General features: G+C 61.9%; 15 protein-coding genes. 12 read left to right on the forward strand and 3 right to left on the reverse strand.

Going from position 1 to position 16494, the window contains the following annotated elements; translation table 11 throughout:
- Positions 1-84: 84 nt before the first annotated feature.
- Together QRN10_RS00720 and rpmE are read right to left on the reverse strand one after the other, a co-directional pair.
- Positions 85-891 carry a thermonuclease family protein gene (locus QRN10_RS00720; RefSeq protein ID WP_285427691.1) on the reverse strand — a complete coding sequence of 269 codons (807 nt, stop codon included), beginning with the start codon at positions 889-891 and terminating at the stop codon, positions 85-87.
- 14 nt (positions 892-905) lie between these two features.
- Positions 906-1139 (reverse strand): 50S ribosomal protein L31, encoded by a 234-nt coding sequence (rpmE, locus tag QRN10_RS00725; RefSeq protein ID WP_005784030.1) that lies wholly within the window; start codon positions 1137-1139, stop codon positions 906-908.
- Positions 1140-1355: 216 nt separating this feature from the next.
- On the opposite strand from rpmE, the gene QRN10_RS00730 reads away from it, so the two are divergent.
- The 10 genes from QRN10_RS00730 (at position 1356) to QRN10_RS00775 (ending at position 14017) form a co-directional block, all read left to right on the forward strand.
- On the forward strand, positions 1356-3575 hold the full coding sequence (locus QRN10_RS00730) for a primosomal protein N' (protein ID WP_285427692.1): 2220 nt from the start codon (positions 1356-1358) through the stop codon (positions 3573-3575).
- A gap of 110 nt (positions 3576-3685) precedes the next feature.
- Positions 3686-5422 carry an arginine--tRNA ligase gene (gene argS, locus QRN10_RS00735; protein ID WP_181080345.1) on the forward strand — a complete coding sequence of 579 codons (1737 nt, stop codon included), beginning with the start codon at positions 3686-3688 and terminating at the stop codon, positions 5420-5422.
- 1 nt (position 5423) lies between these two features.
- Positions 5424-6125 carry an SPOR domain-containing protein gene (locus QRN10_RS00740; RefSeq protein ID WP_285427693.1) on the forward strand — a complete coding sequence of 234 codons (702 nt, stop codon included), beginning with the start codon at positions 5424-5426 and terminating at the stop codon, positions 6123-6125.
- A 253-nt stretch (positions 6126-6378) separates the two neighbouring features.
- Positions 6379-6909 (forward strand): ATP-dependent protease subunit HslV, encoded by a 531-nt coding sequence (gene hslV / locus QRN10_RS00745; protein WP_003171209.1) that lies wholly within the window; start codon positions 6379-6381, stop codon positions 6907-6909.
- A 36-nt stretch (positions 6910-6945) separates the two neighbouring features.
- Positions 6946-8283, forward strand: coding sequence for an ATP-dependent protease ATPase subunit HslU (gene hslU / locus QRN10_RS00750; RefSeq protein WP_181080339.1), 1338 nt, complete (start codon positions 6946-6948; stop codon positions 8281-8283).
- A 79-nt stretch (positions 8284-8362) separates the two neighbouring features.
- Positions 8363-8740: a gamma-butyrobetaine hydroxylase family protein gene (locus QRN10_RS00755; protein WP_253510051.1), complete on the forward strand. Its 378-nt coding sequence runs from the start codon at positions 8363-8365 to the stop codon at positions 8738-8740.
- Between the two features lie 249 nt (positions 8741-8989).
- Complete coding sequence (phaC, locus tag QRN10_RS00760) at positions 8990-10669, forward strand: class II poly(R)-hydroxyalkanoic acid synthase (protein ID WP_181080337.1); 1680 nt, start codon at positions 8990-8992, stop codon at positions 10667-10669.
- Between the two features lie 84 nt (positions 10670-10753).
- Positions 10754-11599 carry a poly(3-hydroxyalkanoate) depolymerase gene (phaZ, locus tag QRN10_RS00765; RefSeq protein ID WP_285427694.1) on the forward strand — a complete coding sequence of 282 codons (846 nt, stop codon included), beginning with the start codon at positions 10754-10756 and terminating at the stop codon, positions 11597-11599.
- An 88-nt stretch (positions 11600-11687) separates the two neighbouring features.
- Entirely contained in the window at positions 11688-13370 is a 1683-nt protein-coding gene (phaC, locus tag QRN10_RS00770; RefSeq protein WP_285427695.1) for a class II poly(R)-hydroxyalkanoic acid synthase, read from the forward strand.
- A 26-nt stretch (positions 13371-13396) separates the two neighbouring features.
- Entirely contained in the window at positions 13397-14017 is a 621-nt protein-coding gene (locus QRN10_RS00775) for a TetR/AcrR family transcriptional regulator (RefSeq protein WP_181080334.1), read from the forward strand.
- Between the two features lie 12 nt (positions 14018-14029).
- Here the strand turns inward: QRN10_RS00775 and QRN10_RS00780 are convergent, their stop codons facing one another.
- Positions 14030-14692, reverse strand: coding sequence for a response regulator (locus tag QRN10_RS00780; RefSeq protein WP_502941357.1), 663 nt, complete (start codon positions 14690-14692; stop codon positions 14030-14032).
- Between the two features lie 399 nt (positions 14693-15091).
- Between QRN10_RS00780 and QRN10_RS00785 the strand changes: the two genes are divergently transcribed.
- Positions 15092-15670, forward strand: coding sequence for a fimbrial protein (locus QRN10_RS00785; protein WP_181080333.1), 579 nt, complete (start codon positions 15092-15094; stop codon positions 15668-15670).
- A 61-nt stretch (positions 15671-15731) separates the two neighbouring features.
- Positions 15732-16493, forward strand: a complete 762-nt coding sequence (locus tag QRN10_RS00790) for a fimbrial biogenesis chaperone (RefSeq protein ID WP_285427697.1) — start codon at positions 15732-15734, stop codon at positions 16491-16493.
- The last annotated feature ends 1 nt before the right edge of the window (position 16494 follow it).

Here is a 16494-nt window from a genome sequence, read left to right on the forward strand (position 1 = left end):
AAAGCGCCGTACTTTGGTCTAAAGCCACGGGATACAAGGGCTTGACTGTTCACAATCCACTTAAAAAATGTCTACAATTTTTTATCAGCGATGCACTTTCAGCATGCCGGGATCGGTCAGTGGCAATAACCAACGCGCCTGATGAGTTTTAATGCCACCGCGCCGGGCGCGATCCTGCACCCAGCCTCGAGCCTCGACGGTCTCGCCCTGCAGATTCCTCAGCAGGCGACTGTCGAAGTGCCCGGCCAGATCGGGCGCAATGCGTAATACCAATGAGCCCTGCAACTCGATCCAGATTCCGCCACGGTTGCGTTCGATACCGCGAACTTGCCCACTGATCACGGCGAATCCGGAACGTTTGACGTGTGCCACCGTGCGCACCGGCGATTGGCGCCACAACCCCTTTTGCGCATTGCGCGCGCTGGCTTCGGCAGCCTGCTGGCATGTCACCAGGTCGACATTCGGCGCGACCGCGACCTGAAACCCCAGGCCGTCGGCGAGCAACTGCGCTTCCAGGTTGCGGCCATCGGCGCCGTATAGATGGGCCAGGGTTCGCCCGTAGCGATCCTTGGCCTCGCGTCCCGGCACCAGGCCGACTCGCCCGCCACTGGCCTGCACCAACGCCTGCAGACGCTGGCGCGCGGCGACAGCGAACGGCTCGTCAGGGCGCCCCTTCTGGCCGATTTCCGGCGCATTGAGGCCAATCATGCGCACGCTGCGACCATCGCTGAGACGCACGGTGTCGCCATCCACCACCCGCGCCACCTGCACCTGCACCAAGGACGCCGGCGCGCTGCAAAAGGCCTGCGCTTGAACGGCCGACAGCCAAATCCCAGGCACAAAAAAGGCGCCCACAAGGGACGCCTTCTTCAACCACAGGTAAAAGCCCATAAGGCTTTTGAACCTTACTCTGCTGGAGTAGCAGCAGGCTTCTTGCCGAAAGCACCAAAGCGATCTGCGAAGCGCTGTACACGGCCGCCGGTGTCCAGAGTTTTCTGCTTACCGGTGTAGAACGGGTGGCACTCGTTGCATACGTCAGTACCCAGTGGCTTGCACAGGTTCGAACGAGTTTCGAACTTGTTGCCGCAGCTGCAGGTCACTTCGATGGTTTCGTACGCTGGATGGATATCGGCTTTCATGGTGACTTCCTCGGGCTAGCGTGCCGCCACTCGACACTATTGTCGAATACCGCACGTAATTAGGCCGCGGATTCTACCAGACCTTTGTAATCGCGCAAGCGGCCCCTATGCCAGAAAAGCCCCTTTCATCAGAAAACCACGGCATACCCATTAACGCCCTCCTCTGCTAGGCTCGCGCCCCTGCGCCACCGCCTGCCTTTATAAGAGACTCCCCGCGTGCCCGACGCCATTTTGCGCCTCGCCCTGCCCTCGCCCCTGCGCCGCCTGTTCGATTACCGTGCGCCGGCCGGCGTGCTGCGTGCGCAGTTGCAGCCGGGGATGCGCGTGCGTGTGCCGTTCGGCCGTCGGGAAATGATCGGGATCCTGGTGGAAGTGGCCGACCACAGCGAGGTGCCGGCCGAGAAACTCAAGCCGGCCTTGGCGATCCTCGACGCCACCCCGCCGCTGCCGCCTGCGCTGTTCAAGCTATGCCTGTGGACCGCGCAGTATTACCAGCACAGCCTGGGCGATACCTTGAGCTGGGCGCTGCCGGTTCTGCTGCGCCAGGGCGAACTGGCCGAGGCGCGCCAGGAACGTTTCTGGTCGACGGTGCCCGGCGCGCGCCTGGACGACCCACGCATCGCCCGCGCCCCGCGCCAGCGTGAAGCCCTGGCGACGCTGGCTCAACACCCCCATGGCGTGGCGCATCAATTGTTGAGCAAGCTAATGCTGAGCAAGGACAGCCTCGACCTGCTGCTCGCCAAAGGCCTGGTGCAGGTGGAAATCCGCAAGCATGCCCCCGACGCCCGCCACGAACACTGGCTGGCCCAGCCGGAACTGCCGTTGAATGCCGAGCAGCGTGCCGCCTATGAAGCGATTCGCGCCGGCTTCGACAGCTTCCATGCGTTCCTGCTGGCCGGCGTGACCGGCAGTGGCAAGACCGAAGTTTATCTGCAACTGATCCGTGAAACCCTGCAGGCCGGCAAACAAGCCCTGGTGCTGATCCCGGAGATCAACCTCGGCCCACAAACCCTGGCCCGCTTCGAACAACGCTTCAATGCACGCATTGCCCTGGTGCATTCGGCGATCAACGACCGTGAGCGCCTGGAGTCCTGGCTGGCGGCGCGGGACGGCGAGGCCGATATCATTATCGGCACCCGTTCGGCGCTGTTCACGCCAATGAAAAACCCTGGGCTGATCATCATCGACGAGGAGCACGACGGCTCCTATAAACAGCAGGAAGGCCTGCGCTACCACGCCCGCGACCTGGCGTTGGTGCGCGCGCGCCAGGAAGACATTCCGATTGTGCTGGGTTCGGCCACGCCATCGCTGGAGAGCCTGCACAACGCCTACACCGGCCGTTACGGACTCCTGCGCTTGAATGAGCGAGCCGGTGGCGCCAAACAACCACGTTTCCTGCGGCTGGACGTGAAAAGTCGCCCGCTGGACAGCGGCATTTCCGGGCCGATGCAGCAAGCCATCGGCCAGACCCTTGCCGCCGGCCAGCAGGTGCTGGTGTTCCTCAACCGCCGCGGGTTTGCCCCCACCCTGCTGTGCCATGACTGCGGCTGGATGTCCGAGTGCGAACGCTGCGATGCGCGCATGACCGTGCATCAGCGCTACGGCGAGTTGCGTTGCCATCACTGCGGCCACGTGGAACGGGTGCCACGCCACTGCCCGCAATGCGGCAAAGTGGACCTGCGACCGGTCGGCGCGGGTACCGAGCGCGCCGAGGAGCGCCTGGGCATTCTGTTCCCTGACTACCCGGTGCTGCGGGTCGACCGCGACAGCACCTCGCGCAAAGACGCGATGAACCAGCTGTTCGCCACGATCCAGAAGGGCCAGCCGTGCATCCTCGTGGGCACGCAGATGCTCGCCAAGGGTCATCACTTCCCTCGGGTGACGCTGGTGTCGATCCTGGACGCCGACGGCGGCCTGTTTTCCGGGGATTTCCGTGCCAGCGAACGCATGGCCCAGTTGATCGTGCAAGTCGCCGGCCGCGCGGGACGCGCCGAGGAGCCTGGGCGAGTGATCATCCAGACGCACCTGGCCGACCATCCGTTGCTGATCCAGCTGACCGAACAAGGTTATTTTGCCTTTGCCGAACAGGCCCTGAGCGAGCGTCGTTCCGCCGGCCTGCCGCCATTCGCGCACTTGGCGCTGCTGCGCGCCGAGGCTCATAAACCCGGGCAGGCCGAAGGTTTTCTGGATGAAGCCTGCAGCGCCGCCGAACGTTTGCTCGGCGAGCTGGGTCTGACCGGCATCGAACTGCTCGGCCCGGTGCCCGCGCCCATGGAACGCCGCGCCGGACGTTATCGTGCTCAACTGCTTTTGCAGGCAACGTCACGTGCGCCCTTGCATCGCCTGTTAAGTAGCTGGTTACTTGCGCTGGAGCAAATGCCAAGCGGTCGCCAGGTGAGATGGTCGTTGGACGTAGACCCGGTAGATTTGTATTAAGCCTGGCCACAGGTCCCGCGAAGGTTGGCAAGCCCGCCCCCGCCACGGATAATGCCCAGTTTTTCCACCTGCGCATCGCGCGCCGCCGCTTGCGGTCGAAAGAGAACACCATGAAAGACACCATTCGCCAGCTGATCCAACAAGCCCTCACCCAACTCGTCAACGAAGGTGTGTTGCCTGAAGGCCTGACGCCGGCGATCCAGGTGGAGAACACCCGTGACAAGACCCACGGCGACTTCGCCAGCAATATTGCGATGATGCTGGCCAAGCCGGCCGGCATGAAGCCGCGCGACCTGGCGGAGAAAATCATCGCCGCCCTGCCCGCCGACCCGCAGGTGAGCAAGGCCGAGATCGCAGGCCCGGGCTTTATCAATATTTTCCAGAACACCCAGGCCCTGGCCTCGCGCCTGGACGCCGCGCTGGCCGATGCCCGTATCGGCGCGCGCAAGGCCGGCGACATCCAACGCGTGGTCATCGACCTGTCGGCGCCCAACCTGGCTAAAGAGATGCACGTCGGCCACCTGCGCTCGACCATCATCGGCGACGGCGTGGCACGGGTGCTGGAGTTCCTCGGCGACACCGTGATTCGCCAGAACCACGTCGGCGACTGGGGTACCCAGTTCGGCATGCTGATGGCCTACCTGCAGGAAAATCCGATCACCAGCAATGAGCTGTCGGACCTGGAAAACTTCTACCGCGCCGCCAAGAAGCGCTTCGACGAATCCGAAGCGTTCGCCGATCGCGCCCGTGGCCTGGTGGTCAAGCTGCAGGCCGGCGACGAGGAATGCCTGGACCTGTGGAATCGCTTCCGCGATATCTCGCTGTCCCACTGCCAGGAAATCTACGAGCTGCTCAACGTCAAGTTGACCATGGCCGACGTGATGGGCGAGAGCGCCTATAACGACGACCTGATCAATGTGGTCAACGACCTCAAGGCCAAGGGTTTGCTGGTGGAGAGCAACGGCGCGCAGTGCGTGTTCCTCGAAGAATTCAAGACCGCCGACGGCGAGCCGCTGCCGGTGATCATCGTCAAGGCCGATGGCGGCTATCTGTACGCCACCACCGACCTGGCGGCCGTGCGCTACCGCAGCGGCGTGCTCAAGGCGGACCGTGCGTTGTACTTCGTCGACCAGCGCCAGGCCCTGCACTTCCAACAGGTGTTCGAGGTGGCACGTCGCGCCGGGTTCGTCACCCACCCGATGCACATGGAACACATGGGCTTCGGCACCATGAACGGCGCCGACGGCCGACCGTTCAAGACCCGCGATGGCGGCACGGTCAAGCTGATCGACCTGCTTAACGAAGCCCAGGAGCGGGCCTACAACCTGGTGAAGGAAAAGAACCCGGAGCTGGCAGAGGCCGACTTGCGCAATATCGCCCGCGTAGTAGGCATCGGCGCGGTGAAGTACGCCGACCTGTCCAAGCACCGCACCAGCGACTACAGCTTCAACTTCGACCTGATGCTCAACTTCGAAGGCAACACCGCGCCGTACCTGCTGTATGCCTACACCCGCGTGGCCGGTGTGTTCCGCAAACTGGGCAAGGACTTCAGCCAGGTCGAAGGCCGGATCGTGCTGGACGCGCCCCATGAACAGGACCTGGCCGCCAAGCTGGCGCAGTTCGGCGAAGTGCTGAACAGCGTCGGCGAAAAAGGCACGCCGCATATCCTTTGCACCTATTTGTACGAAGTAGCCGGGTTGTTCTCCAGCTTCTACGAGAACTGCCCGATCCTCACCGCCGACGACGAAGCCCAGAAGCAGAGTCGCCTGCGCCTGGCCGCACTGGCTGGACGGACCCTCAAGCAAGGCCTGGAGTTGTTGGGCCTGGAAACCCTGGAGCGTATGTAAGTTGGCTGCCAAGAAAAAACCTGCACCCAAGCGCGGCGCGAGCCGCTACCAGGCCCCGGCGAAGAAGCCGATCCCGGGCTGGTTGTGGATGGCTATCGGCCTCACGGTCGGTGCGTTTGTGGTGTTTCTGATGAAGCTGGACCCGGGTCAGGGCGATGACGTCAAACGGGTCAAGCAGGAACAGCAGAAAGCCTCGAAGATCGCCGAAGCCAACAAGACCACTCCAAGCCCTACGGCGCCGGTGAAGCCGAAATACGACTTCTACACGCTGTTGCCGGAATCAGAAGTGATCGTGCCGCCTGACGCTGTGCCGGAGAAAACCCTGCCGACACCGCAAGTGCCGACCACCCCAGTCACCCCGGCGGAAGCGGCGAAAATCGACACGGCGCGGGCCCAGGCGGCGTTGGCCGGGATTACTCCTCCGCCAGCACCGCCGGTTGCCGAAACCAAGGCCGCACCGGTGACCAAGTTCTTCCTGCAGGCGGGCTCGTTCCCGAAGCAGGCCGATGCGGATCGCGTGCGTGCCCAGATCATTCTGTTGGGCCAGACGGTGACGGTGGAGTCGGGCACGGTGAAGGATGCCACCTGGTATCGCGTGTTGGTGGGGCCGTTCAGCAACCGCGAACAGCTGACCGTGGCGCAGAAGCAGTTAGCCGGGGCCGGGTTTAGCAACCTGTTGTTACAACAGCGCCAGAGCCGCTGACCCAGAATCAGCACCAAACAGTGTGGGAGGGGGCTTGCCCCCGATGCAGTGTGTCAGCCAGTACATCTGTTACTGATGCACCGTCATCGGGGGCAAGCCCCCTCCCACACTTGGTATTGCCGGCTCTGGAATGTGTGTCAGACCCTTGAGCACCACTCGTCCGCCATCACCCCCCATGGTTGAAATCCCCCCCGCCACCCCCATATGAGTTTCCATCAGGGCATTTTCGCCCCGCTGCGTGGAGACTCTCCCCTTGACCACCATCGTTTCAGTACGTCGCCACGGCAAAGTCGTCATGGGCGGCGACGGCCAGGTTTCCCTGGGTAATACCGTGATGAAAGGCAACGCGAAAAAAGTGCGTCGCCTGTACCACGGCCAGGTGCTCGCCGGTTTCGCCGGTGCCACTGCCGACGCATTCACCCTCTTTGAACGTTTCGAGGGCCAACTGGAAAAACACCAGGGCCACCTCGTGCGCGCCGCCGTCGAGCTCGCCAAAGAATGGCGCACCGACCGCTCACTCAGCCGTCTGGAAGCCATGCTGGCCGTCGCCAACAAAGACGCGTCCCTGATCATTACCGGCAATGGCGATGTGGTCGAGCCCGAGCATGGCCTGATTGCCATGGGCTCCGGCGGGGGCTATGCCCAGGCCGCGGCCAGTGCGCTGTTGAAGAAAACCGACCTGTCGGCACGGGAAATCGTCGAGACCGCCCTGGGTATCGCCGGCGATATCTGCGTGTTCACCAACCACAACCAGACCATTGAGGAGCAGGACCTCGCCGAGTAAGCCGTAGGCTTATTCCGCTTGAGGCCGCCAAACACTATGTCCATGACTCCCCGTGAAATCGTCCATGAACTCAACCGCCATATCATCGGCCAGGACGATGCCAAGCGCGCCGTTGCCATCGCACTGCGTAACCGCTGGCGCCGGATGCAATTGCCCGAAGAATTGCGCGTTGAAGTAACACCCAAGAACATCCTGATGATCGGCCCCACCGGTGTCGGTAAAACCGAAATCGCCCGACGCCTGGCCAAACTGGCCAACGCCCCGTTCATCAAGGTCGAGGCCACCAAGTTCACCGAAGTGGGCTATGTGGGCCGTGACGTCGAGTCGATCATTCGCGATCTGGCCGACGCCGCGCTGAAGATGCTGCGCGAGCAGGAGATGACCAAGGTCAGCCATCGCGCCGAAGACGCCGCCGAGGAACGCATTCTTGACGCCCTGCTGCCACCGGCGCGCATGGGTTTCAATGAAGACGCCGCACCAGCGTCGGATTCCAACACACGCCAGCTGTTCCGCAAGCGTCTGCGCGAAGGTCAGTTGGATGACAAGGAGATCGAAATCGAAGTAGCCGAAGTGTCCGGCGTCGACATCTCCGCGCCGCCTGGCATGGAAGAAATGACCAGCCAGTTGCAGAACCTGTTCGCCAACATGGGCAAGGGCAAGAAGAAGAGCCGCAAGCTCAAGGTCAAGGAAGCGCTCAAGCTGGTGCGCGACGAGGAAGCCGGGCGCCTGGTGAATGAAGAAGAACTCAAGGCCAAGGCCCTCGAAGCGGTCGAGCAGCATGGCATTGTGTTTATCGACGAGATCGATAAGGTGGCCAAGCGTGGCAACTCCGGCGGCGTCGATGTGTCCCGTGAAGGCGTACAGCGCGACCTGCTGCCGCTGATCGAAGGCTGCACCGTCAATACCAAGCTGGGCATGGTCAAGACCGACCACATCCTGTTCATCGCTTCCGGTGCGTTCCACCTGAGCAAGCCCAGCGATCTGGTGCCGGAGCTGCAGGGTCGCCTGCCGATTCGCGTCGAGCTCAAGGCCCTGACTCCGGGCGACTTCGAGCGCATCCTCAGCGAGCCGCACGCTTCGCTTACCGAGCAATACCGCGAGTTGCTGAAAACCGAAGGGCTGGGCATCGAGTTCCAGGCCGATGGCATCAAGCGCCTGGCGGAGATCGCCTGGCAAGTCAACGAGAAGACCGAGAACATCGGTGCCCGTCGCCTGCACACCCTGCTTGAGCGCCTGCTTGAAGAAGTGTCCTTCAGCGCCGGCGACATGGCGGGCTTGCAGAATGGCGAAGCGATCAAAATCGACGTCGACTACGTCAACAGCCACTTGGGCGAATTGGCGCAGAACGAAGACTTGTCGCGGTACATTCTGTAAGCCGCAAGCTGTAAGCTACAAGCCGCGAGTTGAGCACATTCAACTCGCGGCTTGTAGCTTGCAGCCCAAGGTGTCCCCAATGCCGAAATTCCCCACCGCTGTTAATTTGCACAAAACCTCCAACACCCTCGGCCTCACCTACGGCCCCGATGAGGTCTACCAGTTGCCCGCCGAGTTTCTGCGGGTGCACTCGCCTTCCGCCGAGGTCCAGGGCCACGGCAAACCCATCCTGCAATTCGGCAAGCTGAACGTGCGGCTGACCAAGGTCGAGCCCGCCGGCCAGTACGCACTGAAATTGACCTTCGACGACGGTCACGACAGCGGGCTGTTCACCTGGGACTACCTCTACCAACTGGCCGTGCGTCAGGAAACGTTGTGGGCCGATTATCTCGCCGAACTCAAGGCCGCCGGCAAAACCCGCGACCCGAGTGAATCGGTCGTGCGCCTGATGCTCTAAGTCAGCCGTCTTGCTCTTTAGAGGGCATTTTCTAATTCCATCTGCTTGAATGCCCTGTCTATAGGCCAATGATTGGCCGGCTTGCGAAAAAAATTAAACTCGGGTAACCAATGGAACTGGCAAGTTCCCTGCATTTGACGATGCGGTATCAACGGTCACCCGAGTCGCAGTACCAGGCTTGTGTTGTGTATCGAAACTTGGTGCGCAGCGGTACCCGGTACTCGTCTTTCGGACAATGGAGCGTCGTAGATGAGTAACAAGAACAACGATGACTTGAAACGCCAGGCCTCGGAAAACACCCTGGGGTTGAACCCGATCATCGCGCTACGCAAAAAGGATTTATTGGCCTCGGCGAAGATGGTACTGACCCAAGCCATCAAGCAACCGTTGCACAGCGTCAAGCATGTCGCCCATTTCGGCGTGGAACTGAAAAACGTGATGTTCGGCAAATCGGCGCTGGCGCCGGAAAGCGATGACCGTCGCTTCCACGATCCGGCCTGGAGCCAGAACCCGCTCTACAAACGTTACTTGCAAACCTACCTGGCGTGGCGCAAGGAACTGCACGACTGGATCGGCGACAGCAACCTGTCCGAACAGGACATCAGCCGCGGCCACTTCGTGATCAATCTGATGACCGAAGCCATGGCGCCCACCAACAGCGCGGCCAACCCGGCGGCGGTCAAACGTTTCTTTGAAACCGGCGGCAAGAGCCTGCTCGACGGCCTGTCCCACCTGGCCAAGGACATGGTGCATAACGGTGGCATGCCGAGCCAGGTCAATATGGGCGCCTTCGAAGTGGGCAAGAGCCTGGGCACCACCGAAGGCGCGGTGGTGTTTCGCAACGATGTGCTGGAGCTGATCCAGTACAAGCCCGTCACCGAGCAGGTGCACGAACGCCCGCTGCTGGTGGTACCGCCGCAGATCAACAAATTCTATGTATTCGACTTGAGTCCGGATAAAAGCCTGGCGCGCTTCTGCCTGCGCAACGGCCAGCAGACCTTCATCATCAGCTGGCGCAACCCGACCAAGGCCCAGCGCGAGTGGGGCTTGTCGACCTATATCGAGGCGCTCAAGGAAGCCGTCGATGTGGTCACGGCGATCACCGGCAGCAAGGACATCAACATGCTCGGCGCCTGCTCCGGCGGCATCACCTGCACTGCGCTGCTGGGCCACTACGCGGCGCTGGGCGAGAAGAAAGTCAACGCCCTGACATTGCTGGTAAGCGTACTGGACACCACCCTGGACACCCAGGTCGCGCTGTTTGTCGACGAGCAGACCCTGGAAGCGGCCAAGCGTCACTCCTATCAGGCCGGCGTGCTGGAAGGCCGCGACATGGCCAAGGTGTTCGCGTGGATGCGCCCCAATGACCTGATCTGGAACTACTGGGTCAACAACTACCTGCTGGGTAACGAGCCGCCGGTGTTCGACATCCTGTTCTGGAACAACGACACCACGCGCCTGCCGGCGGCGTTTCACGGCGACCTGATCGAGTTGTTCAAGAACAACCCGCTGGTTCGCCCCAACGCCCTGGAAGTGTGCGGCACGCCGATCGACCTCAAGCAAGTGACCGCCGATATCTACTCCCTGGCCGGCACCAACGACCACATCACCCCATGGCAGTCGTGCTACAAATCGGCGCAGTTGTTTGGGGGCAAGGTGGAGTTCGTGCTGTCCAGCAGCGGACATATCCAGAGCATCCTCAACCCGCCGGGCAACCCCAAGGCGCGCTACCAGACCAGCGATGGCCTGGCAGGCAAGCCGCTGGAATGGCAGGAAAACGCCACCAAGCACACCGATTCGTGGTGGTTGCATTGGCAGGCATGGCAGGCGGAGCGGGCGGGCAAGCTGAAAAAGGCCCCAACGGTATTAGGCAACAAGACGTACGCCGCAGCCGAAGCGGCGCCAGGTACCTATGTGCATGAACGTTAGCTTCAAGCTACAAGCCTCGAGCCGATTGAGTTCAGCTTGAGGCTTGTAGCTTGAAGCTGCCCCTCTAACCCTAAGGGTTCCCCCATGCCGCAACCGTTCATCTTTCGTACCATCGACCTGGATGGCCAGACCATCCGCACGGCGGTACGTCCGGGCAAGCCTCACTTGACGCCATTGCTGATCTTCAACGGCATCGGCGCCAACCTGGAGCTGGTGTTTCCGTTCGTCCAGGCCCTGGACCCGGACCTGGAGGTGATTGCCTTCGACGTTCCTGGGGTGGGCGGCTCCTCGACGCCCAGCCGGCCTTACCGCTTCCCCGGCCTGGCCAAGCTCACCGCGCGCATGCTCGATTACCTCGACTACGGCCAGGTAAACGCAGTCGGGGTGTCCTGGGGCGGCGCGCTGGCTCAGCAGTTCGCCTATGACTACCCGGAGCGCTGCAAGAAGCTGATCCTGGCGGCGACCGCCGCAGGCGCCTTCATGGTACCGGGCAAGCCGAAGGTGCTGTGGCTGATGGCGAGCCCGCGCCGCTATATCCAGCCGTCTCATGTGGTGCGCATCGCGCCGATGATCTACGGCGGCTCATTCCGTCGCGACGCCAAGCTGGCGGCCGAACATGCCAGCAAAGTGCGTTCGGCCGGCAAGCTCGGCTACTACTGGCAACTGTTCGCGGGGCTGGGCTGGACCAGCATCCATTGGCTGCACAAGATCCGCCAGCCCACCCTGGTACTGGCCGGGGACGACGACCCGCTGATCCCACTGATCAATATGCGCATGCTTGCCTGGCGCATTCCCAATGCGCAGCTGCACATCATCGATGACGGCCACCTGTTCCTGATCACCCGCGCAGAGGCCGTGGCGCCGATCATCATGAAATTCCTGGAGGAGGAGCGCCTGCGCGCAGTGATTCACCCACGACCCGCGGTGTAAGGACCACACCGCCGCGCAACTTGCCAGGAACCGACTATGGTTCTGACTTGGCCTGCCTGTTGATGGTTTGACGAAGGAGTGTTGGCTCATGCGAGAAAGACCCGTGACGAACCCGGCGCCCACCCCTGCCGCGTTCATCAATGCGCAAAATGCGATCACCGGGCTGAGAGGCCGCGACCTGCTGTCGACCCTGCGCAGCGTGGCCGCTCATGGCCTGCGTAACCCGGTGCACACTGCGCGTCACGCCCTCGCCCTGGGCGGCCAGCTGGGCCGCGTCCTGCTCGGCGAGACGGTGCATGAGCCCAACCCCCGCGACGGCCGCTTCGTCGACCCCACCTGGCAACTCAACCCCTTGTATCGGCGCAGCCTGCAGGCGTACCTGAGCTGGCAGAAACAGACCCGGCACTGGATCGACGACAGCACCCTGGGCAACGATGACCGGGCGCGGGCGCACTTTGCCCTGTCGCTGTTCAACGATGCGGTATCGCCCTCCAACACCTTGCTCAATCCGCTGGCGGTCAAAGAGCTGCTCAACTCCGGCGGCAACAGCGTGGTGCGCGGGGTGAGCAACCTGTTCGACGACTTGCTGCACAACAATGGACTGCCGCGCCAAGTCAGCAAGCACGCGTTCGAAGTCGGCAAGACCGTTGCCGCTACACCCGGCTCGGTGGTGTTTCGCAACGAGCTGCTGGAGCTGATCCAGTACAAACCGATGAGCGAAAAACAGTACACCAGGCCGCTGCTGATCGTGCCGCCGCAAATCAACAAGTACTACATTTTCGACCTGAGCCCGGCCAACAGCTTTGTGCAGTACGCGCTCAAGAACGGCCTGCAGACGTTTATCGTGAGCTGGCGCAACCCGGATGTGCGGCATCGCGAATGGGGCCTGTCGACCTACGTGGCGGCGCTGGAAGAAGCGCTCAATGTTTGCCGGGCCATCAGCGGTGCGCGCGAGGTCAACCTGATGGGCGCCTGCGCCGGCGGCCTGACCATCGCCGCCCTGCAAGGCCACCTGCAGGCCAAGCGCCAATTGCGGCGTATCTCCAGCGCCAGCTACCTGGTGAGCCTGCTGGACAGCCAGATCGACAGCCCCGCCACGCTGTTCGCCGATGAACAGACCCTGGAAGCCGCCAAGCGTCGGTCCTACCAACAAGGTGTGCTGGACGGGCGCGACATGGCCAAGGTGTTTGCCTGGATGCGCCCCAACGACCTGATCTGGAACTACTGGATCAACAATTACTTGCTGGGCAAGGAACCGCCGGCGTTCGACATCCTGTACTGGAACAACGACAACACACGCCTGCCCGCCGCGCTGCACGGCGACCTGCTGGACTTTTTCAAGCACAACCCGCTCAGCCATCCAGGCGGCCTGGAAGTGTGCGGCACGCCCATCGACCTGCAGAAGGTCACCGTGGACAGCTTCAGCGTGGCCGGTATCAACGACCACATCACGCCGTGGGACGCGGTGTATCGCTCCACGCAATTACTGGGCGGTGATCGCCGCTTCGTGCTGTCCAACAGCGGGCATATCCAGAGCATCCTTAACCCGCCGGGCAACCCCAAGGCCAATTACGTCGAAAACCCCAGGCTGAGCAGCGACCCACGCGCCTGGTACTACGACGCCAACCATGTCGAAGGCAGCTGGTGGCCGCAGTGGCTGGACTGGGTACAGCAACGTTCGGGCGTGCAGCGCGACACCCTTACCGCCCTGGGCAACCAGAATTACCCACCGATGGAAGCGGCGCCGGGCACCTATGTGCGGGTGCGCTGAGCTCGACGACAGATTAAGAAGACTGGATGAAGACCCGCGATCGAATTCTTGAATGCGCTCTGCAACTGTTCAACCACAAGGGCGAACCCAACGTGTCGACCATGGAGGTGGCCAATGAAATGGGGATCAGTCCCGGCAACCTCTATTACCACTTCCACGGCAAGGAGCCGTTGGTACTGGGGTTGTTCGAACGTTTTCAAAATGAACTGGCGCCGCTGCTCGACCCACCGGCGGATGCGCAGCTGGAGCCTCAGGATTACTGGCTGTTCCTGCACCTGATCATCGAACGCATGGCCCATTACCGGTTCCTGTTCCAGGACCTGTCGAACCTGGCCGGGCGCCTGCCGAAGCTGGCCAAGGGCATTCGCAATCTGCTCACGGCGCTCAAGCGCACACTGGCGTCACTGCTGGCACGCTTGAAGGCGGGCGGGCAATTGGTCAGCGATACGCAGGCACTCGGGCAACTGGTGGAACAGATCACCCTGACGTTACTGTTTTCCCTGGACTACCAACGCATTCTCGACCGCGAAGGGGAAGTGCGCGTGGTGGTGTACCAAATCATGATGCTGGTGGCGCCGCATCTGCTGGCGCCGGCGCGGCACGCCACCGAGCGCCTGGCACTGCGTTATCTGGATGATCGGATTTAAGCGTTGGGGTGGCTATCCAGGTTCACCGAACTGGTGAGAAAACTTGAACAGCTCACTGTCGCTGCTTATCCCCAGTTTTCGATAAGCCGATTGTTTTTGTGTGCTGATGGTACTTGCACTGCGTGAGAACTTGGCGGCAATTGAACTGACGGACATGCCATCCAGAAAACAGCGCAATACTTCCTGCTCTTTGGGCGTAAGACCGTTATTCAAACGACCCGACGCGCAAAAGTCCGCATTCGCTCTCTTGTTCGCCACTTCCAACACCGACTGCATGCCCTGCAGTTCGGGCACCATACACGGCTGCAAGTAAAGTCGGCCCTGTGCGACGGTGCGTACAGCCGTGGTCAACTCAGCCAGGTTCTGAGTTTTACCGAGAATCCCCCAGCAACCGGCCTTCAACGACAGCGCCACCGTCGCTGGCGTGTAGTGCGAACACACAATCAACGGCCGGCACTGACTGAAGCGCCGATTGAGCGCCTGGAGCAGGTTCAGGCCGTCGATTTCCGAGGGTGCCAGGATAAAATCCATCACCACCACGTCCGCAGTCTGCCGGGCGAGCGCTTCGAGCAATTGCCTGCCTGTCCCGAAGGAACCGATCACCTTGATGTCGGCGGCTTGGCTCAGGCCCCACTCGATGCCCTGCCGCACCATTTCATGGTCATCAAGCAACATGACCGTATAAGGAGTGGAATCTGCTGCAGGCATAAAGGCACCCACCCAAGTTAATGCAACGCTGCACGCACCATCATCGGTTATTACCTGCTCGGTATAGCCCAGCGATATCTACGCTTCAATACAAGCCGACAATTAATACCCACTTGCCCTACAGAACTTCCCGACAGAAAAGACTTAACGAAACTTCATACACACCCAACAGCTATTTTAGAAAGTTCAAGTAAAACAGTACGCTTTCGAACATTTTCGAACTGAAACTCGTCACTCTTCTATAGAGACAATTAACTTCTAGATACAAATTAGTGATCCCGCCAATCGCGAACAACTGGACACGCATCCCGGATGCAGCGTCATCACCCGCGACCGGGAACACTCTCCATCAGCCTTGGAAATACCATGAACGTTAATGCTCTCTGCACTGCAACCGCTGCGCTGGTCTTGTCCGTTGCCGCGTCACAGGCCACATACGCCAACGACGGTGTTATCAACTTCAGCGGCCTGGTCACCGATGTGACCTGCACCGTGGAAGGCGCGGCACCGGGCTCGGGTGCCGTGGTCAAGGACGTCAACCTGGGAGGCGTCTCGGCCTCGCGTCTGGCCACCGCCGGCAGCCGCGCCAACCTCACGGGCTTCACGATTCGCATAGGCGCACCCGGCGAAGGCAGCTGCACCAACGGACGCACCGCGATGGTGGCCTTCGACCCCACCAGCGCAGCCATCGATGTGGCCACCGGCCGCTTGAACATCGACGGTTTTGACGACCCTTCCGACACCACTCACGCCAAGAACGTCCAAGTGGAAGTCACCAACCGCGACGGCTCGCCGATCAATGTCTACACCGAAAAGTCCGCCGGCGTGGTGATTGCCGACAACCAGGCCGTCATCCCGCTGGCCGCGCAGCTGTATGCCACCGGAGCCGCTTCCGAGGGCACGGTCAGTACGCGGGTCGGCTTCACGGTCGAGTACGCCGAGTGAGGCTCGTGGGGGCTGCACCCAAGGTGTCGGGGGCCCCCCTGATTCGGGGAGCGTTCAAACGATGAAGACATGGGTCTGTTTCACACTTGCCGCCTGTGCCCTGGCGGCCTCCACCGGCCACGCCGGCGTGATCGTGCATGGCACGCGTGTGGTTTACCCGGCCGACAGGGCGGAAGTCGTGGTTCGCCTGGAAAACCGCGGTAACCGACCCGCCCTGGTGCAGACCTGGGTGGACACGGGCGACCGTCAGTCCACCCCGGCCACAGCCAGGACGCCCTTCGCCCTGTCGCCGCCGATCTTTCGCATCGAGCCCCAGCAACAACAGGCCTTGCGCCTGCGCTACGTCGGCGAGCCATTGGCGGCCGACCGGGAGCGGCTGTTCTGGCTCAACGTGTTGGAAGTACCGCCGCGCTCGGTGGATGCGGGGCAAAACAATCAGCTGGAACTGTCCTTCCGCACCCGCTTGCGCGTGTTCCTGCGCCCGCACGCCCTGCCCTACCCCGTCGCCGCTGCGGCCGCCAGGCTGCAATGGAAACTGGTCGAGCATTCCCAAGGGTTCGCGCTGCAGGCCACCAACCCTACGCCGTACCATGTTTCCCTGGCCAAGGTGACCTTGCTCAGCGCCGGCCGACGTTTTGAAAAAGCCCCGAACCAGGCAGCCAATGACAGCCTGTTACTGCCGGCCGGTGACGTCAAACGGTTCGCACTGCCGCTGCTGCGCCATCGTCCTTGCGGCTCAGCCACGGTCGAATTCACCACGGTCAGCGACTTCGGCGCGCGAGTGCCGCACTCGACCGACCTTGCCCTCTCCTGCGCCGGGTGAC

Source organism: Pseudomonas sp. lyk4-R2A-8, assembly GCF_030209095.1.
GTDB lineage: Bacteria > Pseudomonadota > Gammaproteobacteria > Pseudomonadales > Pseudomonadaceae > Aquipseudomonas > Aquipseudomonas quebecensis.